The following is a 23,353-nucleotide window of genomic DNA, read 5'->3' as shown; positions in this document are numbered from 1 at the left end:
CGCTGGCTTCTTGAGCATTGCATGACTGTCCTCAAAGCGTTATCAGGAAGAACCCACGACCGTCACATAGCCGCAACTTATCGCCTATGGTCGCCCCCCAGAGAGGTCCGAAATACCCCGTCTGACCCAAGCGAAAACTCTTCCAGTTCGGCCCAAGGCATCCAATAAGACGCCCCTTAAAAACAGGCCCCATGCCCGCGAAACGATGCCCGGCATCAGAACAGCTTCACCAACCGCAAATTCAGCCGCTCACGCTCCTTGAAGCCCTGCTCCACCGCCATGTCGCGACCCAATTGCACCTGGACCTGCACATCGGGCACCAGAAAGTGAGTCAGGGTCAGGCGTGCATAGGAAGTCCTGAGCTCATCGCCCTGGTCGTCACCGGCCACCGAGGTCCGCGCCCCTGTGACATAGCCACCGCCAAAGCCCAGGGTGGTGGCCGGCGCCAACTGATAGCGCAGGAACGCCTGGTACTCATAACGGGCCTTCTGTTTCTGGTTCGCCCCGGTCGGACCGTAGTCGTGGTTGCGCGTGTACCAGCTGGCATCGGCCACCGTATCCAGCGACCAGCGTTCATCGAAGTGATGCACGTAGGCGCCCTGCAGTACCAGGCGCCAGCGATTTTCCCCCAGGTTCAGGGCATCGTCCCGGTCGTAGCTGCCAGTGGGCGCCTGGACAAACACCCCAAGGCCCAGCATGTCGCCATGGCGCGTGGGCAGCCGCAGCTTGACCACCGATCCCAGGTTCAGGTCGCCCGTCCCCGACTCGTTCCCCAGTACCCGGGCTTCGCCCCCTGTGCGCAAATGGCCGAATGGCAGGATCGCCTGGGGCTCCCAATAGAGCCTGTCGCTCAACGGCACCGACTGCACCAGGCGCAACAGGCCCATGTCGGAGCGCAGGCGGAAATCGTCCGAGACTCGATGGCCAGAACGGTAGAACGACGCGCTCCAGGCCTGCTGGTAGTACATCAACAAGGCTGTCTTGCCGGCAGGTACCGGCTCATAGTCGCCTGGCGCAGTCTCCATGGCGCAGACCGCGTCAACGAAGGCGAGCGGCAGGCAGAACACTGCAGCAATGGACTTTTTCATAGCGCACTCCCGCCTGAAGTTCAGCCACGTAGCAGGCCTGTCTGGCCATGGCAATTGATGTATTCGAACCATTGGGCGCTGGCCGGGATGACCGCCACTTCGTGGTACAGCCGCAACGCCACCTGGAAGTCGAGCGCCTGGGTGTAGCGCATGAAGCGTCCGAAGATGGCCAGGTGGGTCGGATGGGACCTGGCCCAGGTCTCGAGCCGGGCCAGGTCCTCGAAATGCACAAGCCCGAAGCTCTTTTCCAGTGGCGCGCCGGTACAGGCGTCCAGTACCTGCATCAGGCGGCAACTGCGGCAACCGATGACGCCCCCCTCGTCCCGCAAAAAATCCATGCCGGCCTGCAGCACCGGCTGGATATCCTCCAGGTAAAGCTTGCGCTCCTGCCGCGATGTGGCCGACCAGTCCTGGCCGGAGCGGATCAGGCACAGGTTCTCCCGCCCCGGCACCCGTACCCGGGCACCTGTCCCGGTCTTTTGCGCAGCATCGCCGCGTGCACCGACCAGCTTGTCCACCTGGGCCCGAGGCAGCCGGTCCCGGGCACTGCCCCAATAGCCATGCTCACGGACCACACCACTCATTCCACTGGCGAGATGGGCGATACCCTCGACCCCATCCGGGGACGAAAACAGCGTCTCGAACCATTCCTGGCCCGGCGTCACGATCTCGACGAAGCGGCCCGTGGCTTCCGTCTCACGCTCCGGCGCCTGCCACCACTGGTCGAAACCGCTGTCGCAGCGCCAACGCTCGAAGGCCGCGACATCGGCCCAATAGGCGATGGCCACCAGATTGTGCGTTCCCGTCGCGTCCTGGCATTGCGCCGGGTCCCAATACAAGGGGCCGTCCGCCAGGGCAAACCGTTCGATATACGGTGCCAGGCTTTCCAGCCCCAGCGGCCCGGGGGCCTGGGCGCCGAAACAGGCCATCACGACCCGCTCCACCAAAGGCGTGAAGCGCGCCGCCCAGGCCGGAAACGGCGCCTGGTAATCGTGTGGAGTACTGGCCGCTTCAAGGCGCGGGCACACCAGGTGCTTGGGAATAGCCGATTCGATGCTCACAGGATCTCCTGCGGTGCCATGTCCAGAATTTCGCTGATGCTGGTGGCGTCACATTCCACGACGGGGGTGTAGGCGTTGCGGTTGAACAGCAGTCGGGTGACGTCGGGACGCGCGTAATGGCCGACCGGATCGGCAGCGAGCTTGGCGCCGATCAGCGCGGCCGGATCCAGCGTCGCGTAGAGGATGCCTTCCTCACGCTCGTCCAGCGGGCTGGCCAGGTCCGCACCGTCTGGCCCGAAGATTCGTGCATGGCCACCGCCGGCTTCCAGCAGCGCGCGCTGCTCGTCGGTGGCGCACAGCAGATCGAGCATGTCCGGGGTCACCACGGCACAGGATGCCAGCACGAAGCACTGGCCTTCGGCGGCATACAGCCGGGAAGCCGCCAGGTTGACCTCCGGCCCCAGCGCCGCCGTACCGCGGCGATAAAGGCTGAAGCTCGGCCAGGCGGCGACATGGATCTGCTCATGCTGGGCATACATTGCGTAACGGCTGAGCGGTTGCAGGTGTTCCCAGCAACACAAGGCCCCCAATTGACCGAGGCTGCTGCCGAAGGTGGCCAGCGAAGAGCCGTCGCTTTCACCGAACAGCACCCGCTCCACATGGGTGGCCTTGAGCTTGCGCCGAGTCCCGAGGGTGCGCCCCTGGTCGTCGATCAACCACTGGCCGATGTACAGCGAGCCGTGGTCGCGTTCGCTGTAGCCCAGCACCACATGGATGCCGTGCTGGCGTGCCGCCTCGCTGATCCGCCGGGCCTGTTCGCTGTCGAGCACCAGGGAGTTCTGGTGGTAGCGCTGCACCAGCGGCATGTAGTTCGCCGGCGCATCCAGCCACAGGAACCAGGGGTAGCCGGGAATCCAGGTTTCCGGAAAGGCGATCAGCCGGGCGCCCTGGCTGGCGGCTTGCTCGATCAGGGCCAGGGTCTTGTCCACCGTGCCCTGCAGATCGAGAAAAACCGGAGCCGCCTGGACGCAGGCGACCTTGATCTTGGCTTGCATGTCTTGACCTCCATCGGGTGATGACCAGAGGTTAAGGGCAGCGCCAAGCGATCCATTAGGACCTGGAGGAAGCGATGCTTGACCCTGGGGGAACAGTGGCCGCTGGCCTTCGAATTGCATTCTTCATTGCCCTCCTTTGCCTTGTCGTGACGCCAAGCCATGCTCACTCGATTCGATACAGGCGCTATCCGTCCCCACGAACGCCAGGCCTTCTGGCAGGAAGTGGTGTGCGCGACCTTCGTCCCGCTGGAGTGCCGGATCGGCGCGCAGGTGGCGTTCGATGGACAGTTGTGCGCCCATGACCTGGAGATGCTGCGGGTGGTGGACATACGTGCCAGCGGCCAACTGGTGCGCCGCGATCGGCATTGCATCGCCCGCAGCCCGGATGAATACGTGCTCGTCAATCTCGCGCACGCAGGCTGTTCGCAACTGATCCAGGATGGTCGCGAGGCGGTCCTGGACCAGGGGGACTTCGCCATCTACGACACTCGCCAGCCCTACGAGCTGCGTTTTTCCGGCGACTTTCGCCAGACCGTATTGCAGGTCCCCCACCAGGCCCTGCGCGAGCGCATCAGTAACATCGAGCGGCTGACCGCCCTGACGCTGTCACGAAAAGACCCAGTGGCATGCCTGGCCTTCGACTACCTGAGCGGCCTGGCCCGGCTCGACGACAGCGTCAGCAGCGAATCGCGACGCCGCCTGAGCCATCAGGGCCTGGACCTCCTGGCCACCGCCCTGGCCGAACGCGGCAGGGGCATCGCCCAGCCTTCGGCTCGCCGGACGGCGCTGCTGTATCGTCTCAAGGATCATGTCAGGGCCAACCTGGCGGACAGCGAACTGTCCCTGGCCAGCGTGGCGGGGACCTTCGGGATCACGCCGCGCTACGTCAACAGCCTGTTCCAGGACGAGCAGACTTCGTTCGGCCGCTTCCTGCTCGATATCCGCCTGCAAGCCTGCGCCGACCAACTGGGCAGCCTTTCCCAACGAACCGCCCTGATCAGCACCCTGGCCTATCGCGCAGGCTTCACCGACATGGCCTATTTCAGCCGGGTATTCAAGGCACGGTTCGGTTGCAGTGCCCGGGACTTCCGGCATGCCACCCTGCCTGGCCTTGACGGGCCGCCGGACTGAGCGGCTGGCAACCGCGAGAAATCCAGCCGCTGGAAACGGCTAGCCGCCCTGTCCCGGGACCGGCAGCGGCGCATCGCTGTGCCATGCCGTCGTGGGCCGGCTGAACAGGTTCTCGGTCTGGAAACGGGCGATCCGCCAATGCCCCTCTTCCACGGCGAAGCGCACCGTCAACCTGGCCGCATTCAGGTGGGAACCGCCCTCGGTGAAGCTGCTGGCTTGCAACATCATCCAACTGCCCTGGCCCTGGTCGCCGTCCACCTCGATGACCTCGCTGGCCAGGAAATGCGCATTCAAGGCAAAGTGCGCCGGCGTCTTCATATAGGTGGCGAACATCGCGCGGATCGCCTCGCGACCTTGGTAGCCACCGAAACTCGCGGCGTAGCGCGCGCCCTTGCCTTCCCAGACCGCCTCGCGGGTGAACAGGCCGGCCAGTTCATCCAGGGGCGTGCGGGCGTCGAGGGCATCGCACAACGTCATGTAGCGATTGATGCAGGCGCGGATCGCCTGCTGGCTTTCGAAGAAGCGCAGGCGGGCCTGCAAGTGGGAGATAGCGCTCATCCGGACCTCGTGTTCGGCAATGGGGAATGCACCACGGTAAAGAGTCAGAGCCCGCTGGTGTCATGGATGCCGAGCAGCAGCCGCTGCGCCACCGCCAGCAGCTTGGCGTCCGCGCCCTTGGCGGCCACCAGTTGCAGGCCCACCGGCAATCCTTGCGCGCTGCCCAGCGGAATGCTCAGCGCCGGGTGCCCGGACAGGTTGAACGGTCGCACCAGCGAGGTCATGCCCAGCACCGCCCGGGTATCGGCGGCCTCCTCCACGCGCAGGGGAAAGTCGGGCATGGTCGGCAAGGCCAGCACATCGCAACTGGCCAGCACGCGGTCGACCTCGGCGCTAAAGCGCCGGCGCACCTCCTCGGCCTCGGCGAGCGCCTGATCGCTGGTCTGGCCGGCGGCCGCCAGTCGGTCGGCAACGTCCGCGCCCACCAGGCCACTGGCCAGCAGATGGCCGCAGCCTTCGAAGGTCTCGCGATTGATGACCACCAGGCCCGCGTCATAGGCCGCGGCAAAATGCTCGAGCTCGACATCCAGCAGGGTCAGGCCGCTGGCCGCCAGCGTATGCTGGACGACTTCGAGAATCGCCGGCGCGGCGGGCACCGGCAACACCCCGACCCGGGCCTGGGACGGCACCTGGGCCATGCTGAAGGTCGGGTCGAGCATGCCCATGGCGCGAATCAGCATGGGCAGGCTCGCCGCCAGGGGGCCGACGCAATCCAGGCTGCTGCGCGCTGGTAGCACGCCTCGGCGGCTGATCCGGTCGAAAGTCGGCTTGAGACCGTACACCCCGCAGCAGCAGGCCGGGACCCGGATCGAACCCCCGGTGTCGGTGCCCAGGCTGAAATCCGCCAGGCCGGCGGCCACCGCGGCGGCCGAACCGCTGGAAGAGCCACCGGGGATGCGCCCCGGGAACCGCGGATTGGCCGCCGTGCCCAGGTAACGGTTGATACCGGTGGTGCCGAACGCCAGTTCGTGCAGGCTCACCTTGGCGGTCAGGCGAGCACCGGCGGCCAGCAGGCGCTCGACCACCTCGGCATGCCGCTCGGCCAGCGGCGCCTGCTCCAGGGCCCGGCTGGATGCACGGGTGGCGGTGCCGGCGACATCGATGGTGTCCTTGATCATGACCCGGGGGCCGCTGCTGCCCAGGTCCAGTGACTCAACTATGATGGTCATTTTCACCCCCCTTTTTCCAGGATCGGCCTGCAGCTCCTTAGCGACAGGCTCCCCTGACGACTAGTTGAACAATCAACTGAATATTCCAGTAAAATCGTCGCACTCCCCAGCCCTATACCAGGCTGTTCGCGCCATATGGCACAGAACCTCGAACTGGCTATGATGGCGCGGCCCTCCACGGACAAGCAGTGAATCGATGAGCAACTCGAAGAACCCCGGTCAGCCCCACCACGACCCTGCCAGCAGCGACTTTCGCAAGGAAGACTTCCCGTTCTACTGGCTGGCCCGGACCCACGGCCGCTATACCCAGAACATGGAACGCCTGCTCAAGAAGGTCGACCTCGACGTGCCCCGCTGGCGCGTGTTGTGGATCCTCAAGGAGAACGGCGAATCGAGCATTTCCGAGATTTCCACCCATGCCATCGCCAAGCTGTCGACCATCACCAAGATCGTCTACCGCATGAAGGACGACGGCCTGGTGGACACCGCCCCCAGCCCCGAGGACGGCCGCGTCACCCAGGTACGCATTACCGAGACCGGCCAGCGCGCCGTCGAACGCATGCAGGACATCACCCATGAACTGTTCCAGCGCAGCTTCAAGGGCCTGACCCAGGCCCAGGTGCAGCGGCTGAACCATATGCTGGAAGTGGTGTTCCACAATCTGGAAAGCCTGTAGCTACCATCGGCGCACGACGCTCCCGAGCCTCAACAGGCCTTGGAGGCCTCGCACACCCGGTGGTAGGCCCGGTTGAAGTACACCAGCCCATCATCGCCAGCGCCGTGGCGGATGCCCTGGATCTGGCAGTAGAAGATGCTGTGCGAGCCCACCTCGTGCACTTGGGCGATACGGCAATCGAAGTTCACCAGGGCCTCCTGCATTACCGGCGCGCCGCTTTCCAGCACCGTCCAGTCGGTGGCGGCAAAGCGCTCCTCCATGCTCAATGCCTTGTTGGCGAAAGCCCCCGACAACGCCTGGTGGGTACCGGCCAGGACGTTCACGCATAACGCGCCGTTGGCCTTGAACTGGGCGTTGGAATACGAAGAACGGTTCATGCACACCAGCAGGGTGGGCGGCACATCGGTCACGCTGCATACCGCCGAGGCGGTGAAACCGAAGCGGCCGGCAGGACCATCGGTGGTGATCACCGTCACGGCGCCACCGAGCAGGGCCATCGCGTTGCGAAATTGGTTTACGTCTACCATGCTCGTTGCCCTCAGATATCCAGCACCAGTTTTTTCGATCGAGCCCGTGAACAGCACACCAGGATCTGGTCGTTGGCGGCTTTTTCTTCATCGGTCAGGTACACATCGCGGTGATCGGGCTCGCCTTCGAGCACCTCGCACAAGCAGGTTCCGCATACCCCCTGCTCACAGGAAATCTCGATCTTGATCCCCACCTGGGCCAGGGCATCGAGGATGCTCTGGCCGGCGGCCACCCGGACGCTTCTGTTGCTGCGGGCGGCGACCACCTCGAAGTCTTCGCCGCGGGTATCCACCGCCACCTGGAAATATTCCTTGTGGATATGGTCCTCGGCGTAACCCCGCTCCCGGGCGCCGGCGATCACCCAGTCCATGAAGCCCGCCGGGCCGCAGGTGTACAGGTGGGTGCCGACCGCGCCAGGCCCCAGCACCCGCGCCAGATCCAGGCGCTGCTCCAGGCTCTCGTCATCGAAATGAGTCTGTACGCGATCGGCGAACGGCGCGCTGGCCAGTTCCGCGAGAAAGGCACTGCGGCTGCGCGAGCGAGCGCAATAGTGCAGCTCGAAGTCGGCTCCCCGCAGATGCAGGGTATGGGCCATGGCGATCATCGGCGTGATGCCGATCCCGCCTCCCAGCAGAATGCTGCGCCCGGCCCCCGGCGCCAGAGGGAACAGGTTACGGGGCATGCTGATCTGCACTTCGCGTCCCTCGAGCAGGATTTCATGCACGCCTTGCGAACCGCCCCGTGACGCGGGGTCCTTCAGGACCCCAAGGCGATATACCGCGCCATCGGCCGGATCGCCACACAGCGAATATTGGCGCACCAGGCCGGGAGCGATGTGGATATCCACATGGGCCCCCGCCTCGAATGCCGGCAGCGTCGCGCCGTCGACATGCCCCAGGTCGAGGACGACCACATCGTGTCCCTGGAGCTCGCGCTTGCGCACGACGACCTTCAACAATTGTTCATTCATGACTGCATTCCTCATCACGACAGGGGCGAACAGGCGCCCGGGAAATCAACGCATGAACAGGCCGCCGTTCACGTCCCAGGTGGCGCCGGTAGTGAAGTAGGCCTCGGGCCGCGCCAACTGCACGATCAGGTCGCCGATGAAGTCCGCATCCCCCAGGCGCTGCACCGGGACGCCAGCCAGCAGGCCGGCCATGCGCTCGACTGGGATCGCCGCACGCACCGCCGGCGAATCGATGGGCCCCGGGGCAATGGCGTTGACGGTGACCCCACGGGCGGCGAATTCCTTGGCGAAGACCTTGGTCAGGGTGATGATCGCGCCCTTGCTCGCCGCGTAATGCGCGCCCGTGGCGGTGCCGCCGTTCTGCCCGGCCAGGGAAGCCATGTTGATGATCCGGCCGTAGCCGGCCTCGGCCAGGTACGCACCGAACACCTGGCAACCGAGAAACACGCTGCGCAGGTTGAGCCCAACCACGGCATCGAACTCCTCGGGGCTGATCTGCATCAGTGGCGTGGTCCTGGTCACGGCGGCGTTATTGATCACCACCTGCAAGGCGCCAAAATGCTCCAGCACCCGGGCCAGGCCCCGCTGGAAATCCGCCTTGCTGCCGACATCCAGCTCAAGTGCCAGCAGGCGCCCGTCCGCCCCTTGCAACTGCGCGACGCTAGCCTTGGCGAGCTCCAGGTCGCGGTCGCTGACCACCACATCGAAGCCCGCCGCCAATAGGCGCGCGCAGGTACGCTGGCCCAGTCCCTGGCCTGCACCGGTTACCAATGCGACTTGGTTCATGGCCGGCTCCTCAAAGGATGTAGCCGATACCGGCGAGGGTATCGTCGCTGTTGATCAGGCTGATCACCTTGCGCTGGATGAGCCATCGGCCCTCGGCCCTGACCAGGGTGTAGGTCAGGTCGGCGCTGTAGTGCTTGAGCGTGTCCTTGCGGAACTCCCGCAGGTTCTGCGCACAGCGCACCGTGACCTGGTCGCCGTCATCGTCAAGCACCCGGAAGCGCGAGAGCGTGCGTACCGTACGTGGCCGCGGGCTGGTGGAAATCGACTCGCCGCCGACCAGGCGCTGCACCCGCAGGCCGCGCATGTGGTGGTCGTCATAGGCATAGTTGAGGCTGTTCTCGTAGTCGCCTTCCCCGGGCCTGATCGGAATGATGTAGGTGCCCTCTTCCGTCCATTGCGCCAGCCAGGCGTCGTATTCGCCATGGTCGAGCATGTCGCCTTCCTGCCAGATGAAAGCGCTCACTTCTTGCAGCAGTTGCAGATTCATGGGGGTTCTCCAGGTTCAGGCCGACATCAGTTTTTTCCATTGCCGGTAGGCAGCGCGCATACCGGTCTCGGCGCTCACGTCCGAAACCAGGCCATCGGCGCTGGGTCTCTCGCCCGGCAGGCCACGGTTGAGCATGATCCACAGGTCTTCACCGGCGCTGGCGCCCTTCTGCACACGCTCCCAGGCCTCGGAGTCGTCGGGCGTGCCGAAGCCCATGGGCCCCTGGAAGTGTTCGTGCAGGCGCAGGCGATAGCGGTTGGCCGCGGCCGGCCCACCGTCCATGGTGATCACGGCGTGGTGGATCTCGGTCTCGGTCACCGAGATCGGCTGCAGCACCCGGAAGAAAGCCATCGAGCAGGCGATGTTGGGAAACAGGTTGAGGTTGAAACCCGAGCCGCCCACGGCTCGCACGATGCGGCGCACCTGGGGTTCGTCGATGCCCTCGTCACGCAGCTCGGCGGCCAGGGCCGCGAAGCGCTCGGGGATGGGTTTGTCGAGGTCGGCCTCCAGGTCAACCAGGTCGGGGATCATCACCATCACGCTATGGCCGTTGCCCAGGTCCTCGACGTAGCCCGGGCCTTCGGCGAAATCGAACAGCTTCAGGGTCTGCTCGTCGACCGAGGACAAAAAGCTCTTGTGCACCAGAGGAAAGTGATAGGCGTCGGTAGTGTTTTCCAGCTGGATCTTCCAATTGCCAGGGAAGCGGAAACGATGCTCGCCGGGCACCTTGATGCCGTAGCCGGCACCTTGCTTCATGAACAGGTCCATCCATTTCTTCGCCGCGCCGAGAAAATCCTCCAACGGCTCAATGTCATCCTTGAAAGTGGCGAAGATCATGCCGGCATAACTCGCCACCCGTAGGCTGACCAGCGGCAGCTCGGCCTTGTCCAGGCAGTCGCCATAGCTCTGCGGCTGGGGAATGCCGCGCAGCGAGCCATCGAGGGCATAACCCCAGCCGTGGTAGGGACAGACGAAGCTGTTGGCCTTGCCCTTCTTGTCCTCGCACACCGTGGCCCCGCGATGCCGGCAGCGATTGAGCAGGACGTGGATGGCCTGCTTGCGATCGCGCACTACGATCACCGGTTGCTTGCCGATGTAGGTGCTCTTGTAGCTGCCGGCGTCCGGGATTTCGCTTTCATGGGCGACCCAGACCCAGGTGCTGTAGAAGATCTTTTCCAGTTCGGCAGCGAACAGCGCCGGATCGGTGTACAGGGAGGTATGGACGCGGTCGTCCTGCACCAACCCGGCAGGATCGAGCGCCAGGTTGACGGCGGGAATCAGGTTGTTCACGGCGTACTCCTTGCCAGCGTCGAAGGCCGGCATTCTCGTTGTAGAAGGGCTCGGGGGACTTCAGGCACGCTGGATCACCAACTCGCGACCGATTCGCGCCTCGACCTTGGCGTAGCGCCACAGCTTGTAGGGTCCCTGGCCCACTGCGGTGGTGCGAAACAGGTTGCAGGCGTCGTGCACGGTCTCGATATCCGGCGCATCGGCCAACAGGTAGGTGGTCCAGGGATAACCGTCGGACGGCCCGACCATGCCCTGGTCGTCGTCCATGTTGCCCAGCACCTTCACCCCGGGCAGATCGTGGATACCGTTCCACATCGCGCTGAAGGCCGCCCAGACCTGGAGCTGCTCTTCGCGCGGCGCATCGAAGAAGTTCTGGTTGATGCCCATGCAGAACAGCACGCGCAAGGTCTTCCGGTCGTTCATGGGATTTCTCCTCGAGGGTTACAGGTAGCCCGGCAGGGGCTGCTTGCCGAAGAACATCGCTCCGGCGTTCTGATAGGTGACATCGCCCATGAAGGCATGCTGGGTGACCACCTGGGCGTCGTTGACGCAGCGAGCCAGGGGACTGTCGTGGTAGATGCCGGTCATGCCCGAGAGCATTTGTGCGTTGCGTGCCACCTCGGCGGCGATGCGCGTGGCGTGGGTGGAGGACAGGCGCAGCAGGTTGGTGATGTCCTGCGGTACGGGATCGCCCGCCAGCACATGGCTCCAGGCGCGCTCGATGGATTCGTAGAAGAAGGCCCGGGCCGAACGCAGCGCGGCCTCGGACTTGGCCACATCCACCTGGGCCAGCGGGCGATCGGCCAGCGCAGGGGCCCCGGTCACCGATAGCCGCCCGCAGGCCATCGCCGACAGCTCGTCCAGGGCGGCCCGGGCGACCCCCAGGCCGACCACCGACAACACCTGGGTGGCGAAGGCCAGCGATGGATAACGAAAAAATGGCTCGTCCAGATTGGGCAGGCCGCCACGGACGAATGTCCAGTCCTCGTCCACCCGCACGTTCTCCACCACCAGATCGTGGCTGCCCGTGCCCAGCAAACCCACGGTGTCCCAGGTTTCCTCGATACGCGCCTGGGCCTTGGGCAGCACGGCCAGGCGCGGCAGGTCGAGCTTGTCGCCGTGGCACGGAGCGATACCGACCCCGACGATATCGGCGCCCAGAGAACCGCTGGAGTATTTCCAGCGCCCGTTGACCCTGAAGCCGCCCGCCACCACTTCGGCCGGTTGCGCTGGAAAGATGCCGCCGGCGAAGACCGTATCGGGGTTGTCGCCATAGATCCGGGCGATGGTCGCCAGGGGCAGCGCCGCCAGGTACACCGGACTCATGCCGAAGCTGGCCACCCAGCCCGCCGAGCCATCGGCATGGGAGATTCGCTCGATCATCTGGCAGAACTCACCGGGTGAGCATTGCAACCCGCCGAAACGCCGCGGCACCAAGGCACGATAGACACCATGGGCCTTGAACCCGTCGATCACGTCACGGGAAATATGCCGCTGGCGATCGAACTCTCCCAGGCGGGCACGATCACGAATACCGTCGAGCAAGGCCTCGAAGGCCGGTCCGGAGGCCAGCGCCGAAGCAGGCGCCGAATGCAGGCAAAGCGAATCCATGGACTTTCTCCGTCTCAGGTGCGATTGGGTACTAGATGGCAGGAGGGAAATGCCGCTGGCGCCACCAGGATCGGTAGCCGCGAAAAACGCCAAGGGTGTGGCGAGGCAAGGCGACAGCGGGTTGTCGGCCACGCACAGGAGCTTGAAGGGGGCAAGGCGGCATGGGCTGTCTCTCTTGTTATGGTGCCGATGGCCAAGAATCGTGATTTTTTACGTGAAATGTCAATTGAATATTCACGCTAAAAATCAGCCATTCGGTACAAAATCGAAACAACCCAGCTCTGAATAAAAATACAACCAATTGATTTAGATCAATTTAATTGACCAACCATTAAATAAAAAACAATAACGCCCATGTTTTTTATTACTTAAAGATCTTTAAATTCGTGTTAATAAACATGAAATATCCATTAATTTTTATTGCGACTCGTCCACTCCCCAACCTGGATTGCGGCGATTCGAAGCGTTTTCCAGATGCTTTCAAACGTGAATCGAGACCAGACGCCCCCGTCGAAGGCGTCGCTCGAAGACAAGCCGCTCAGGTATTGAAATCCAGGCAGATCGGGCCGCGCCCCCTCTCAAGGGGAACGAAACAGGCAGTGGCGAGAGAAGACGCGGGCAGAACGCTCCTGCTCGGGACAACAACGGTGCCGAGACAGCAGGACCGTTGATGCACCTAACAGGCCGTTGAAAAACGTAGGCGATGGCAACGCAGGTAGTGTTTCAACGGCCTGCTAAGTGCCCCTGGGCTTGGCCCGGGCGGTGGCTTCGGCGATCAGCGGATCATCCGGCCAGTAGTGCTTGGGATAACGGCCCTTGAGGTCCTTCTTGACCTCGGCATAGGTGCTGCGCCAGAAATTCGCCAGGTCCTGGGTCACCTGCACCGGTCGGCGAGCCGGCGACAGCAGGTGCAACTTGACCGCCTGGCGGCCGTCGGCGATGCGTGGGGTTTCGGCCAGGCCGAACAGCTCTTGCAGGCGCACGGCGAGAATCGGCGGCTGCTCGCTGTAGTCCAGGCGGATCGAAGAGCCGGACGGCACCTTCAGGTGCTGCGGCGCCAGCTGGTCCAGGCGCTGGGGCAAGGGCCAGGGCAGCAGGCCGAGCAGGATGCCGGCCAGGTCCAGGTTGGCGAAGTGGGCCAGGCGCGAGACCTTGCCCAGGTACGGCGCCAACCAGTGCTCCAGCCCCTCAAGCAAGGCCGCATCGCTGACATCCGGCCACTGGCTTTCACTCTTGGCGGCCAGTTCCAGCTGGCGCAACAGGGCCACCCGGGCCTGCCACTGGCGCAGCTCGGGGGTCCAGGGCAACAGTTCCAGGCCCTTGCGCCGCACCAGCTGGACCAGGGCCAGGCAGCGGGCGCTTTCGTCCAGGCCCGGCAGCGGCTCGCGGCTGAGCACCAGTTCGCCCACCTTGCGTTGTCTTTCCGCCCGCAACAGGCCTTCACGCTCGTCCCAGTCCAACTGGTCGACGTTGCGCACCTGCTCGGCCAGCACCGTCTCGAACAGCGCTGGATCGAACTGCGCAGCCAGGTAGATCCGCTCCTCACGCTGGCCCTGGCGGCTGCCCAGGTCGGCGATCACCAGCCAGGGCTGCTTCATCAGGTTGTCGGGCTCGCTGAACAGGGCCGCACGGCCATTGGCCAGGCGGTACTCGGCGCCACCCGGGCGCCGTTGCTGGGCCACCCGATCGGGATAGGCCAGGGCCAGCAAGGCGCCGAGCCAGCGTGGATGCTCGGGATCGGCCACCGCCGCAACGGCTTGGCCGCGCAGGTAGCCGCGGTATTGGCGCGCCAGTTGCCGGGCCCGCTGCACGCCACCCTGGGCGCCACGGGCAGCTCGCGCCTCACCCGAGAGCAGCACCAGGCGGCTGTGCAGGTCGGCGTCGGCACCCCGCAGGATGTCCCGCTCCCCAAGCAAGGCCGCGACATCGCAAGCCATCGCTGCCAACCCCAGGGACTGGCCACGCAACAACAGATGGGCGATCCGCGGGTGAGCCGGCAACTCGGCCATGGCCTGGCCGTGACGGGTCAGGTTGCCTTCCCCGTCGAGCGCGCCCAGGCGCATCAACAGCTCCCGAGCCTGGGCATAAGCCGCGGCGGGCGGCGCATCCAGCCAGGCCAACTGGTCCGGCGTCACGCCCCAGCGCGCCAGTTGCAACGCCAGGCCGGCCAGATCGGCCTGGAGTATCTCCGGGCTGGCATGGGCGGCCAGTTGTTCTTGCTGGTCCGCCGACCACAGCCGGTAGCACACTCCTGGCTCGAGGCGCCCGGCGCGACCGGCACGCTGGGTGGCGCTGGCCCGGGAGATGCGCTGGGTATCGAGGCGGGTCATGCCGCTGCCGGGATCGAAGCGCGGCACCCGCGCCAGCCCGGCATCCACCACGACCCGCACACCGTCGATGGTCAGGCTGGTCTCGGCGATGTTGGTGGCCAGCACCACCTTGCGCTTGCCCGGTGGCGCCGGATCGATGGCGGCGCGCTGGGCGGCAAGCTCCAGCTCGCCATGCAGCGGGCACAGCAGGATCTCGTCCCGCTCGCCCAAGGCCTCGCTCAATTGCTGGTGCACCCGGCGAATCTCCGCCTGGCCCGGGAGGAACACCAGCAGGCTGCCGCTCTCGTCATGGATCGCCTCCAGGACCGCCTGCACCACCCGCGGCTCGATGAACTCCCCGGGCTGGAACGGCCGGCCCCAGCGCTGGGCCACCGGGAACATGCGCCCCTCGCTGCGCAGGATCGGCGCATCGTCCAGCAACGCCGACAGGCGCTCGCCCTCCAGGGTCGCCGACATCAGCAGGATCTTCAGCGGTTGCTCGTCACGGAACAGCTCGCGGCCATTGAGGCTCAGGGCCAGGGCCAGGTCGGCATCCAGGCTGCGTTCGTGGAACTCGTCGAAGATCAGCAGGCCGACCCCCTCCAGGGCCGGGTCGTCCTGCAGGCGCCGGGTGAGAATACCCTCGGTGACCACTTCGATACGGGTACGCGGGCCGACCTTGCTGTCCAGGCGAATGCGGTAGCCCACGGTTTCCCCAACCTTTTCCCCCAGCTCGCTGGCCAGGCGCTCGGCGGCGGCACGGGCGGCCAGGCGCCGGGGCTCGAGCATCAGGATGGTTTGCCCGGCCAGCCAATCCTGGTCCAGCAACGCCAGGGGCACGCGGGTGGTCTTGCCGGCGCCGGGCGGGGCTTCGAGCACCGCTTCGTGGCGTGTCGCCAAGGCGTCACGCAGTGCAGGCAAAACTTCATCGATCGGCAAGGATTTCATGCTGGCTCCAAAACAGAGGCGCGAGTATAACGGCGAACTGCCCGGGGCTGATCATGGTCTGAGTGCTGATCGACGAGACTCACCCCCCCGTACCATTTGCCCGGGCCTTCATGCCTGTTAGGAGATATCCATGCGTATTCCCCACCGTGTCATCGGCGGCATCCTGGTGACGACCTTGCTGACCCAGCTCACCGCCTGTGGCTCGATCTTCTTCCCCGACCGGCGCGGCCAGATCGACGGCAAGATCGATCCGGTGATCGTGGCGCTGGATGCCGTGGGCCTGCTGTTCTACGTGATCCCGGGGCTGATCGCCTTCGGCGTCGATTTCGCCACTGGCGCCATCTACCTGGAGCCGGGCAAGACCGCACAGGTCGCACCGGAGAAACTCCAGCAGGCCATCGGCGCCGACGGTACAGTCGACAAACGCAAGTTGCAGGCCATCCTCGAACAGGAGCTGGGGGGCCACTTCCCGCTGGACGACCCACGCCTGATCCAGCACAAGGGCAGCGTGCAACAACTGGCCCTGTACGGACTGCAACCGGCCGCTTGAACCCGCCACACAAGGAAACCCCATGATCGGTAGCCCGGAACACGCTCGCCTCCTGCGCCTCGCCACCCGCGCCTCGGTGACCGTGGCCGGCATCCTGATCCTGACCAAGGCCGTGGCCTGGTGGCTCAGCGGCTCGGTGAGCATGCTCGCCGGCCTGACCGACTCGGTGCTCGACGGCTTCACCTCGCTGCTCAACCTGCTGGCCGTGCACTACGCCCTGCGCCCGGCCGACGATGACCATCGCTATGGCCATGGCAAGGCCGAGTCCCTGGCGGGCATGGCCCAAGCCCTGTTCATCGCGGGCAGCGCGGTACTGATCGCCTTCCAGGCGGTCGAGCGCCTGCACCACCCGGAACCGGTCGGGGCGCCCTGGCTGAGCATCGGGGTGATCGTCCTGTCGCTGGTGCTGACCAGCGCCTTGCTGGTGTTGCAGCATCGGGTGATCCGGGCCACCGGCTCCAACGCGGTACGGGCCGACTCACTGCACTATCGCTCCGACCTGATGCTCAACGGCAGCATTCTCCTGGCCCTGGCCCTGGCGGCCTTCGGCTGGCAGCAGGTGGATGCCTGGTTCGGCTTGGGGATCGCCGTGTACATCCTCTGGAGCGCGATCCAGATCGCCCGGGAAAGCTTCTCGGTACTGATGGACGAGGAACTGCCGACCGAGGTCAGCCAGCACATGCTGGAACTGGCCTGTGCGGTCCCTGGAGTGTTGGGCGCGCATGATTTGCGGACGCGGATTTCCGGCAGCCGCTGGTTCGTCCAACTGCACCTGGAGCTGCCCGGCGACCTGACCCTGAGGGTGGCCCACGGCATCAGCGACCAGGCCGCCGATGCGATCCACGCCGCCTACCCGCGGGCCGAAGTGCTGGTGCACGCCGACCCGCAGGAAGTGGTCGAGGCCGCCAGGGCTCAGTAGGTCACCTGGTAGCCCCGTGAGCTCAGGCAATTGCCCTGGGCCTGGCGATAGGCCTGGACCACTTCGGGCGCCGGCTGGTAGGTCACGCTGGCCGGATCGAAACCACTCTGCTGCACCGCCCAGCGATAACAGTCGTAGCGGTCCTGCTCGACCTGCTGCGGCGGCTGGCCGTTGACCGGGTAGGCCATGACGTCATAGCCATTGCCAACCGGTTGCGGCGCCCCCCTGCCGGCGGCTCCACCACTACGTACTCCTGGGTACTGGCTTCATAGGTGTAGTAGGCACCAGCGGCAAGGAAGAACAGCGCACTGCCGATCCACACCTCACGCGCATAATCGGGCAGGTAACCGACGCGGATACCATAGGGCGGGGTCACCACCACATAACGGTTGCCCTGCGGGCGATACCAGTAGCCACCCGAAAAGAAGTAGTCATGACCACGATAGGGCACACGAACATTGCGCTCGGGGAAACGCTCGATCACATAACCCGGGCGGTATTGCGGCCCCGGGCCCCAACCATTGCCACGGCCATCAGGACGACCCGGCCAGCGATAGTCATTGGGGTGGTGATGGTCAGGGCGCCAGCCAGGATTGCCGACCTGCCAGTGCGGGTTGTAATCGTTGCGCCGGGGGATGTCCTGGTAATAACCGCGTTGTGGTTCCTGGGTCTGGCGCACGGTATCCGGGCGCGGCTGGATCGGCAGGTTCGCGGCCGGTGGCGGCGTTGGCCGTGCTTGCTGCTCGGCTTCGTGGCGAGGCCGTTCCTGCCACTGCCCATCCTGATGTTGAGGGCTGCGCTCGAACTGGCGGCTGTTGTCGCCACGGATGATTTCATTCTGCACACGGGGTGGCTGCGGGGCCGGCTGCTGGTATGCCGGATGGCCCTGGTTGTTCTCCCTGCGGCCCTCGGGAGCATGTTCGCGCTGGCCTCCGGCCTGCTCTCCCTGCTGGGGAGGGCGGCGTTCGTCTCGTTCATCGGCAAACACTTGCGCGCTAACGCTCACGCACAACACACCAACACCTGCCATACGCCAGATGCGCGACTTCATGCTCTTCCTCACTGCGAATGGGGGGACCTGAGTATAAGACTGGCAAAAGCCCAGGGCGGTTCTGCTAGAGATTATCAGTCACGAAACTTATTTCGCAGGCAATAAAAAAGGGTGGCCCGTCGGCCACCCCTTGAGATTTTGTCCGTACTCGGCACTTGTGGCACCGGCTCACCTCACTCCGTCTTCTGGACAGGGTGCAGCCCGGGGGCCTGCCCAACCCTGTGGGGTTGGCGGCCGCGGCAGGCCTGATTCGGCGGGCCGCAGTGGACTCTATGTCCGGGCAGTGATTCTGGTGGTAAGAATAGGCCTCGCCTCGCGACAGGGGATTGCGAAGATTGCTTCGCGAAACAGCTCTTGCGCAATTTTTAACCCTAGATAGATAATTCGACGCAATAGTTAAGACAAAGGCCTGAATGATGAGCAAACTCGACCGCTATGACCTGAGCATTTTGGCGGAATTGCAACGCGACGCCCGCATCTCCAACCAGGAACTGGCCGAACGCATCGGCCTGTCGCCCTCGCCTTGCTCGCGCCGGGTCAAGCAGCTGGAAGACGATGGCTACATTTCCCGCCAGGTCGCGCTGCTGGATCGCAAGATGCTCGGCCTGAGCCTGACCGCCTATGTACTGATCGGCATGGACCGCCACACTCCGGAACGCTTCGAGAACTTCGAGTCGGCGATCCGCAACTTGCCCCAGGTGCTGGAATGCAGCCTGGTGACCGGGATGGATGCCGACTACCAGCTCAAGGTGGTGGTGCCGGACATGGACCACTACCAGAAGCTGCTGCTGGGCCACCTGACCCGGATCGAAGGCGTGACCAGCGTCCGTTCCAGCTTCGTGCTCAACCAGGTGCTCAATAGCACCGAACTACCCCTGACCCACCTGCGCAACTGATCCGGCAAGCCGCCAGGCGACCCCGGGCTGTGGCGACGTAACGCACGCAGATCAATGCCCGGGCCGGAACGCTTGGCGTATACTCGCCCGGCTTTTTTTGTCCTGCGCGCACTGGAGATGTTCGATGGATCCGGCAGTATTCGAAGAGTGGATGATGACAGGCCTGGTCAGCATCCTGATCATTTTCATGGGTTTCATCGTCTGGGACCTGGCCAAGAAATCCAAGGCAGGACGTTTTGGCTCGTTCATCCTGTTCTTCGTCCTGGGTCTTGGCGTAGCCGCGTTCATCATCAAGAGCGTGGTGATCGGCCTGATCGAAAGCGGCGCCCTATAGCCGCGCCGGCACTTCCTTCCACTGGCCTTGATCGAGGCCATCCAGGGTCCAGTCACCGATCCGCACCCGCACCAGGCGCAAGGTCGGCAAGCCCACCGCCGCCGTCATGCGCCGCACCTGGCGATTGCGCCCTTCACGGATCACCAGTTCCAGCCAGCTGGTCGGCACGCTCTTGCGAAAGCGCACCGGCGGATTGCGCGGCCACAGCTGCGGCTCCTCCAACTGCCGGGCCTGGGCCGGCAAGGTCATGCCGTCGTTCAACTCCACGCCGTCGCGCAAGCGCTGCAACTGCTCGGCACTGGGCTCGCCCTCCACCTGCACCCAATAGGTCTTGGCCAGCTTGTGCTTGGGATCGGCGATGCGCGCTTGCAATTGCCCGTCATTGGTCAATAGCAACAGGCCCTCGCTGTCACGATCCAGGCGCCCGGCGGGATAGACCCCGGGAATGGCGATGAAATCCTTGAGCGTCGCCCGGCCTTCGCCGTCGCTGAACTGGGTCAGCACATCGAACGGCTTGTTGAACAGGATCAACCGTGGCTCGACAGGCGGCGCCTTGGCCACGCGCTTGGCAGGGGGAGCGGAAAACGGCTTCGCGCCGGGGCGGCGGGAAGCGGGGCGAGGCGGACGAGACATAGAGGCGGGAACATTCAGCGATCAGGACTGACCATGCTAGTGGCCTGATCGCCAAATGACCATGGGCAGGCAATCAGCGGAACGGTGGCTCGTCGAAGCTGCGCAGTTTGCGCGAGTGCAGGGAGTTGAGTTCGCTGCGCAGCAGGTCCACGGCCTCGATACCGATCTTCAGGTGCTGGCTGACCGCGCGCTCGTAGAAAGCGTTGGCCGAGCCCGGCAGCTTGATCTCGCTGTGCAGGGGCTTGTCCGAAACGCACAGCAAGGTGCCGTAGGGCACCCGCAGGCGATAGCCCTGGGCGGCAATGGTGCCGCTTTCCATGTCCACCGCCACGGCCCGGGACAGGTTGATCAGCGGTCGCTCCTCGGCCCAGCGCAATTCCCAGTTGCGGTCGTCGTAGGTCAGCACGGTGCCGGTGCGCAGGCGCTTCTTCAGTTGCTCGCCCTTCTCCCCGGTGACGTTGGCCGCCGCTTGTTGCAGCGCCAGCTGGACCTCGGCCAGGGCCGGGATCGGGATGTTCGGCGGCACCACGCGGTCGAGGATGCCGTCGCGGCGCATGTAGGCGTGGGCCAGCACATAGTCGCCGATGGTCTGGGACTGCCGCAGGCCACCGCAGTGGCCGATCATCAGCCAGCAGTGCGGACGCAGCACGGCCAGGTGGTCGGTGATGTTCTTGGCATTGGACGGGCCGACGCCGATGTTCACCAGGGTCACGCCGTGGCCATCGCTGGCCTGCAGGTGATAGGCCGGCATCTGGTAGCGATGCCAGACCACGCCGGCGGCGATGGCCGAGGCCTCGCCGTGGTCCATGCCCTTCTCGATGATCACGTTGCCCGGCAGCACCATGCGCACGAAGCGCGGATCGCTGCGCAGTTGCTCAAGGCCATGGACGATGAACTGGTCGACGTAGCGGTGGTAGTTGGTCAGCAGGATCCACGGCTGTACATGGCGCCAGTCGCTGCCGGTGTAATGCACCAGGCGGCGCAGGGAGAAATCCACCCGCGCGGCGTCGAACAACGCCAGCGGCAGCGGATTGGCGTTTTCCCAGTTGTACAGGCCGTCGGCGATGCCATCGGTGGCGGCCGACAGGTCGGTGCTCGGGAAAACCCGGGCCAGGGCCGCGGCGGTCACGCCGGAGCCGGCCAGTTCATCGCCCTGCTCGACGACATAGGGATAAGGAATGTTCTGCTCGCTGACCCCCACTTCCACCGTCACGGTGAAATCGTGCATCAGTGGCTCCAGCTGCTCGAGCAGGTAATTGCGGAAGGCCGCGGGGTGGGTGACGGTGACGCTGTAGGTGCCTGGCAGCTGGACCTTGGCGTAGGCCCGGGTGGTCTGCGGCACTTCACCCTGGCAGTGATAGGTCAGGCGCAGTTCGGGATAACGGAACAACGCGCGCTGCTCGGCATCCGGTTCGATGCGCTCCTTGAGGTAACGCTTGAGCGCCTGGCTCAGCGCCGTGGTGGCCCGCTCGTGCAGAGCAGCCAGCCGATCCACGGCTTGTTCGGCGGATTGAACGACAATAAAAGCTTCGGTCACGATGAGCACCCTGTGTTCTGATCTTGCAGGCGTCCATCTTGCCTGCAACCTCGCCCCACGGAAACAGTGGCATCGTGGCCAGGGCCGGCAAGCCGGCCCTCATGCCCCTCAGAAGCCTTGTGGCGTTGAGCGAGCGACGATGGCGGCCACATCCAGCCCCCGCGGCAGGGTGCCATAGGCCCGACCGGACTGGCCACCCAGGCGACTGGCGATGAAGGCATCGGCGACCACCTGGTTGCCGGCCTCCAGCAGCAGCTTGGCCTGCAACCCCAGGGCAACGTCCTCGGTCAGCTGGCGAGCGCGGTACTGGATATCATCGGTGTCCTTGAAGCTCTCCTTCAATCCAGCGATATGGCTGGCCAGGCGCCGGTCGCCATGGCCATCGCCCAGCTCGGCGAACAGCGCGTCGAGCACGCCCGGCTCCTTCGACAGGGCCCGCAGCACATCCAGGCACTGGACGTTGCCGGAGCCTTCCCAGGTGGAGTTCACCGGCGCCTCGCGGTACAACCGCGGCAGGATGCTGTCCTCGACATAACCGGCACCGCCCATGCATTCGGCGGCTTCGTTGATCATGGCCGGGGCCCGCTTGCAGATCCAATACTTGCCCACCGCCGTCACCAGGCGCGAGAACTTCGCTTCCTGGGCGTCATCCTGATGATCCAGGGCCCGGCCCATGCGCATGCTCAGGGCCAGGGCCGCTTCGCTCTCCAGGGCCAGGTCGGCCAGCACGTTCTGCATCAGCGGCTGCTCGCCGAGGACCCGGCCGCCGACGCTGCGATGGGCACAATGGTGGCTGGCCTGGGTCAGGGCCTGGCGCATCAGCGAGCTGGAACCCACCATGCAGTCGAAGCGGGTCATGGCCACCATCTCGATGATGGTCGGCACGCCCCGCCCTTCCTCGCCGACCATCCAGGCCAGGGCGCCACGGAACTCCACTTCGCTGGAGGCGTTGGACTGGTTGCCCAGCTTGTTCTTCAGGCGCTGGATATAGAACTGGTTACGGCTGTCGTCAGGACGATGCCGGGGCAGCAGGAAGCAGGTCAGGCCCTTGTCGGTCTGGGCCAGGGTGAGGAAGGCATCGCACATCGGCGCCGAGCAGAACCACTTGTGCCCCACCAGCTCATAGGCCTGCCCCGGCCCCGTGGCCCCCACCGGGTAGGCCCGGGTGGTGTTGGCGCGCACGTCGGTGCCACCCTGCTTCTCGGTCATGGCCATGCCGATGGTCAACCCGGCCTTGTGCTGCATGCCGACGTTGCGCGGGTCGTACTCGGTGGCGAGGATCTTCGGCAACCACTGTTCGGCGATGTCCGGCTGCAGCTTCAATGCCGGCACGCAGGCGAAAGTCATGGTCAGCGGGCAACCGCTGCCGGCCTCGGCCTGGCTGTGCAGGTAGGTCATGGCGGCCCGCGCCACATGGGCGCCAGGCTTGGGGTGGGTCCAGGGCAGAGAGGTCAGGCCGCCTTCGATCGCCGCCTGCATCAACTGATGGTAGGCCGGGTGGAACTCCACCAGGTCGATCCGGTGGCCAAAGCGATCATGACTGTTGAACACCGGCTTGTTCTGGTTGGCCAGGAACCCCGCCTCCATCAGCGGCCCGCCGGCCAGGGCACCATAGGCATCGACCCGGGACTCGGCCCAGCCGGCATCGAACCGGCGCAGCCACTGTTGCAATGGCAGGTCGATCCGATAGAGGTTGATGCCGTCCAGGGCGGGTGGCTGGTTGGTGACTTCGTGGGTTTCAGCGAACTGGTGGAGGTTCATCACGGGGCTCCTTCAGGGTGTGCCAAGACCCCAGTTAAGCACCCGCCTCCCTCCGTTCAAAGTGG

General features: G+C 65.0%; 22 protein-coding genes and 1 pseudogene. 6 read left to right on the top strand and 17 right to left on the bottom strand.

Features of this window, described 5'->3' with window-relative positions; genetic code table 11:
• Nucleotides 1–215: 215 nt before the first annotated feature.
• From H7A76_RS09770 to H7A76_RS09760, 3 genes are read right to left on the bottom strand one after another with little or no spacing between them, the layout of a single operon-like run.
• Complete coding sequence (locus H7A76_RS09770; RefSeq protein WP_185698291.1) at nucleotides 216–1,088, bottom strand: transporter; 873 nt, start codon at nucleotides 1,086–1,088, stop codon at nucleotides 216–218.
• A 20-nt stretch (nucleotides 1,089–1,108) separates the two neighbouring features.
• Complete coding sequence (locus H7A76_RS09765) at nucleotides 1,109–2,149, bottom strand: phenylacetaldoxime dehydratase family protein (protein ID WP_312026248.1); 1,041 nt, start codon at nucleotides 2,147–2,149, stop codon at nucleotides 1,109–1,111.
• Nucleotides 2,146–3,144, bottom strand: coding sequence for a carbon-nitrogen hydrolase family protein (locus tag H7A76_RS09760; protein WP_185698290.1), 999 nt, complete (start codon nucleotides 3,142–3,144; stop codon nucleotides 2,146–2,148). Before H7A76_RS09760 ends, H7A76_RS09765 begins: the two co-directional genes overlap by 4 nt.
• Nucleotides 3,145–3,303: 159 nt before the next feature.
• Between H7A76_RS09760 and H7A76_RS09755 the strand changes: the two genes are divergently transcribed.
• Nucleotides 3,304–4,275 (top strand): helix-turn-helix domain-containing protein, encoded by a 972-nt coding sequence (locus tag H7A76_RS09755; RefSeq protein ID WP_185698289.1) that lies wholly within the window; start codon nucleotides 3,304–3,306, stop codon nucleotides 4,273–4,275.
• Nucleotides 4,276–4,314: 39 nt separating this feature from the next.
• Here the strand turns inward: H7A76_RS09755 and H7A76_RS09750 are convergent, their stop codons facing one another.
• Together H7A76_RS09750 and H7A76_RS09745 are read right to left on the bottom strand one after the other, a co-directional pair.
• Nucleotides 4,315–4,833 (bottom strand): nuclear transport factor 2 family protein, encoded by a 519-nt coding sequence (locus tag H7A76_RS09750; protein ID WP_185698288.1) that lies wholly within the window; start codon nucleotides 4,831–4,833, stop codon nucleotides 4,315–4,317.
• Nucleotides 4,834–4,877: 44 nt separating this feature from the next.
• The gene (locus H7A76_RS09745; RefSeq protein WP_185698287.1) at nucleotides 4,878–6,002 is read right to left on the bottom strand and encodes an amidase; all 1,125 of its coding nucleotides are present in this window, start codon (nucleotides 6,000–6,002) and stop codon (nucleotides 4,878–4,880) included.
• A gap of 196 nt (nucleotides 6,003–6,198) precedes the next feature.
• Here H7A76_RS09745 and H7A76_RS09740 point away from each other — a divergent pair, with 196 nt between their 5' ends.
• A complete protein-coding gene (locus H7A76_RS09740) occupies nucleotides 6,199–6,678 on the top strand; it encodes a MarR family winged helix-turn-helix transcriptional regulator (RefSeq protein WP_185698286.1) in 480 nt (159 codons plus the stop codon).
• A 29-nt stretch (nucleotides 6,679–6,707) separates the two neighbouring features.
• On the opposite strand, the gene H7A76_RS09735 is transcribed toward H7A76_RS09740, so the two are convergent.
• The 8 genes from H7A76_RS09735 to hrpB all read right to left on the bottom strand — a co-directional run bounded on the left by H7A76_RS09735 (nucleotide 6,708) and on the right by hrpB (nucleotide 15,607).
• Nucleotides 6,708–7,205 (bottom strand): flavin reductase, encoded by a 498-nt coding sequence (locus H7A76_RS09735; RefSeq protein ID WP_185698285.1) that lies wholly within the window; start codon nucleotides 7,203–7,205, stop codon nucleotides 6,708–6,710.
• Nucleotides 7,206–7,216: 11 nt separating this feature from the next.
• A complete protein-coding gene (locus tag H7A76_RS09730; RefSeq protein WP_185698284.1) occupies nucleotides 7,217–8,176 on the bottom strand; it encodes a PDR/VanB family oxidoreductase in 960 nt (319 codons plus the stop codon).
• A gap of 45 nt (nucleotides 8,177–8,221) precedes the next feature.
• The gene (locus H7A76_RS09725) at nucleotides 8,222–8,962 is read right to left on the bottom strand and encodes an SDR family NAD(P)-dependent oxidoreductase (protein ID WP_185698283.1); all 741 of its coding nucleotides are present in this window, start codon (nucleotides 8,960–8,962) and stop codon (nucleotides 8,222–8,224) included.
• A gap of 10 nt (nucleotides 8,963–8,972) precedes the next feature.
• On the bottom strand, nucleotides 8,973–9,449 hold the full coding sequence (locus H7A76_RS09720; protein ID WP_185698282.1) for an aromatic-ring-hydroxylating dioxygenase subunit beta: 477 nt from the start codon (nucleotides 9,447–9,449) through the stop codon (nucleotides 8,973–8,975).
• 15 nt (nucleotides 9,450–9,464) lie between these two features.
• Nucleotides 9,465–10,739 (bottom strand): Rieske 2Fe-2S domain-containing protein, encoded by a 1,275-nt coding sequence (locus tag H7A76_RS09715; RefSeq protein ID WP_185698281.1) that lies wholly within the window; start codon nucleotides 10,737–10,739, stop codon nucleotides 9,465–9,467.
• Between the two features lie 60 nt (nucleotides 10,740–10,799).
• On the bottom strand, nucleotides 10,800–11,162 hold the full coding sequence (locus tag H7A76_RS09710) for an IacB protein (RefSeq protein WP_185698280.1): 363 nt from the start codon (nucleotides 11,160–11,162) through the stop codon (nucleotides 10,800–10,802).
• Nucleotides 11,163–11,180: 18 nt separating this feature from the next.
• The gene (gene iacA, locus H7A76_RS09705; protein WP_185698279.1) at nucleotides 11,181–12,350 is read right to left on the bottom strand and encodes an indole-3-acetate monooxygenase; all 1,170 of its coding nucleotides are present in this window, start codon (nucleotides 12,348–12,350) and stop codon (nucleotides 11,181–11,183) included.
• A gap of 734 nt (nucleotides 12,351–13,084) precedes the next feature.
• A complete protein-coding gene (gene hrpB / locus H7A76_RS09700; protein WP_185698278.1) occupies nucleotides 13,085–15,607 on the bottom strand; it encodes an ATP-dependent helicase HrpB in 2,523 nt (840 codons plus the stop codon).
• 130 nt (nucleotides 15,608–15,737) lie between these two features.
• On the opposite strand from hrpB, the gene H7A76_RS09695 reads away from it, so the two are divergent.
• Both H7A76_RS09695 and H7A76_RS09690 read left to right on the top strand, forming a co-directional pair.
• On the top strand, nucleotides 15,738–16,157 hold the full coding sequence (locus H7A76_RS09695) for a hypothetical protein (protein WP_022641172.1): 420 nt from the start codon (nucleotides 15,738–15,740) through the stop codon (nucleotides 16,155–16,157).
• A gap of 22 nt (nucleotides 16,158–16,179) precedes the next feature.
• Nucleotides 16,180–17,076, top strand: a complete 897-nt coding sequence (locus H7A76_RS09690) for a cation diffusion facilitator family transporter (RefSeq protein WP_185698277.1) — start codon at nucleotides 16,180–16,182, stop codon at nucleotides 17,074–17,076.
• On the opposite strand, the pseudogene H7A76_RS09685 reads toward H7A76_RS09690, so the two are convergent.
• Nucleotides 17,070–18,127, bottom strand: a pseudogene (locus H7A76_RS09685) (DUF6515 family protein). The gene H7A76_RS09690 and the pseudogene H7A76_RS09685 overlap by 7 nt on opposite strands.
• 416 nt (nucleotides 18,128–18,543) lie before the next feature.
• On the opposite strand from H7A76_RS09685, the gene H7A76_RS09680 reads away from it, so the two are divergent.
• Both H7A76_RS09680 and H7A76_RS09675 read left to right on the top strand, forming a co-directional pair.
• Nucleotides 18,544–19,023 carry an Lrp/AsnC family transcriptional regulator gene (locus H7A76_RS09680; RefSeq protein ID WP_185698276.1) on the top strand — a complete coding sequence of 160 codons (480 nt, stop codon included), beginning with the start codon at nucleotides 18,544–18,546 and terminating at the stop codon, nucleotides 19,021–19,023.
• A gap of 124 nt (nucleotides 19,024–19,147) precedes the next feature.
• Nucleotides 19,148–19,357: a DUF2788 domain-containing protein gene (locus H7A76_RS09675; RefSeq protein WP_003228500.1), complete on the top strand. Its 210-nt coding sequence runs from the start codon at nucleotides 19,148–19,150 to the stop codon at nucleotides 19,355–19,357.
• On the opposite strand, the gene H7A76_RS09670 is transcribed toward H7A76_RS09675, so the two are convergent.
• The 3 genes from H7A76_RS09670 to H7A76_RS09660 all read right to left on the bottom strand — a co-directional run bounded on the left by H7A76_RS09670 (nucleotide 19,352) and on the right by H7A76_RS09660 (nucleotide 23,288).
• Nucleotides 19,352–19,918 (bottom strand): pseudouridine synthase, encoded by a 567-nt coding sequence (locus H7A76_RS09670; RefSeq protein ID WP_185698385.1) that lies wholly within the window; start codon nucleotides 19,916–19,918, stop codon nucleotides 19,352–19,354. The genes H7A76_RS09675 and H7A76_RS09670 overlap by 6 nt on opposite strands.
• A 145-nt stretch (nucleotides 19,919–20,063) precedes the next feature.
• Complete coding sequence (gene amn / locus H7A76_RS09665) at nucleotides 20,064–21,527, bottom strand: AMP nucleosidase (RefSeq protein ID WP_185698275.1); 1,464 nt, start codon at nucleotides 21,525–21,527, stop codon at nucleotides 20,064–20,066.
• 108 nt (nucleotides 21,528–21,635) lie between these two features.
• Nucleotides 21,636–23,288, bottom strand: coding sequence for an acyl-CoA dehydrogenase family protein (locus H7A76_RS09660; RefSeq protein WP_185698274.1), 1,653 nt, complete (start codon nucleotides 23,286–23,288; stop codon nucleotides 21,636–21,638).
• Between the last annotated feature and the right edge of the window lie 65 nt (nucleotides 23,289–23,353).

Source organism: Pseudomonas sp. MSSRFD41, assembly GCF_014230245.1.
Taxonomy (GTDB): domain Bacteria; phylum Pseudomonadota; class Gammaproteobacteria; order Pseudomonadales; family Pseudomonadaceae; genus Aquipseudomonas; species Aquipseudomonas piscis.
This window is presented reverse-complemented; position numbering and strand designations above follow the sequence as displayed.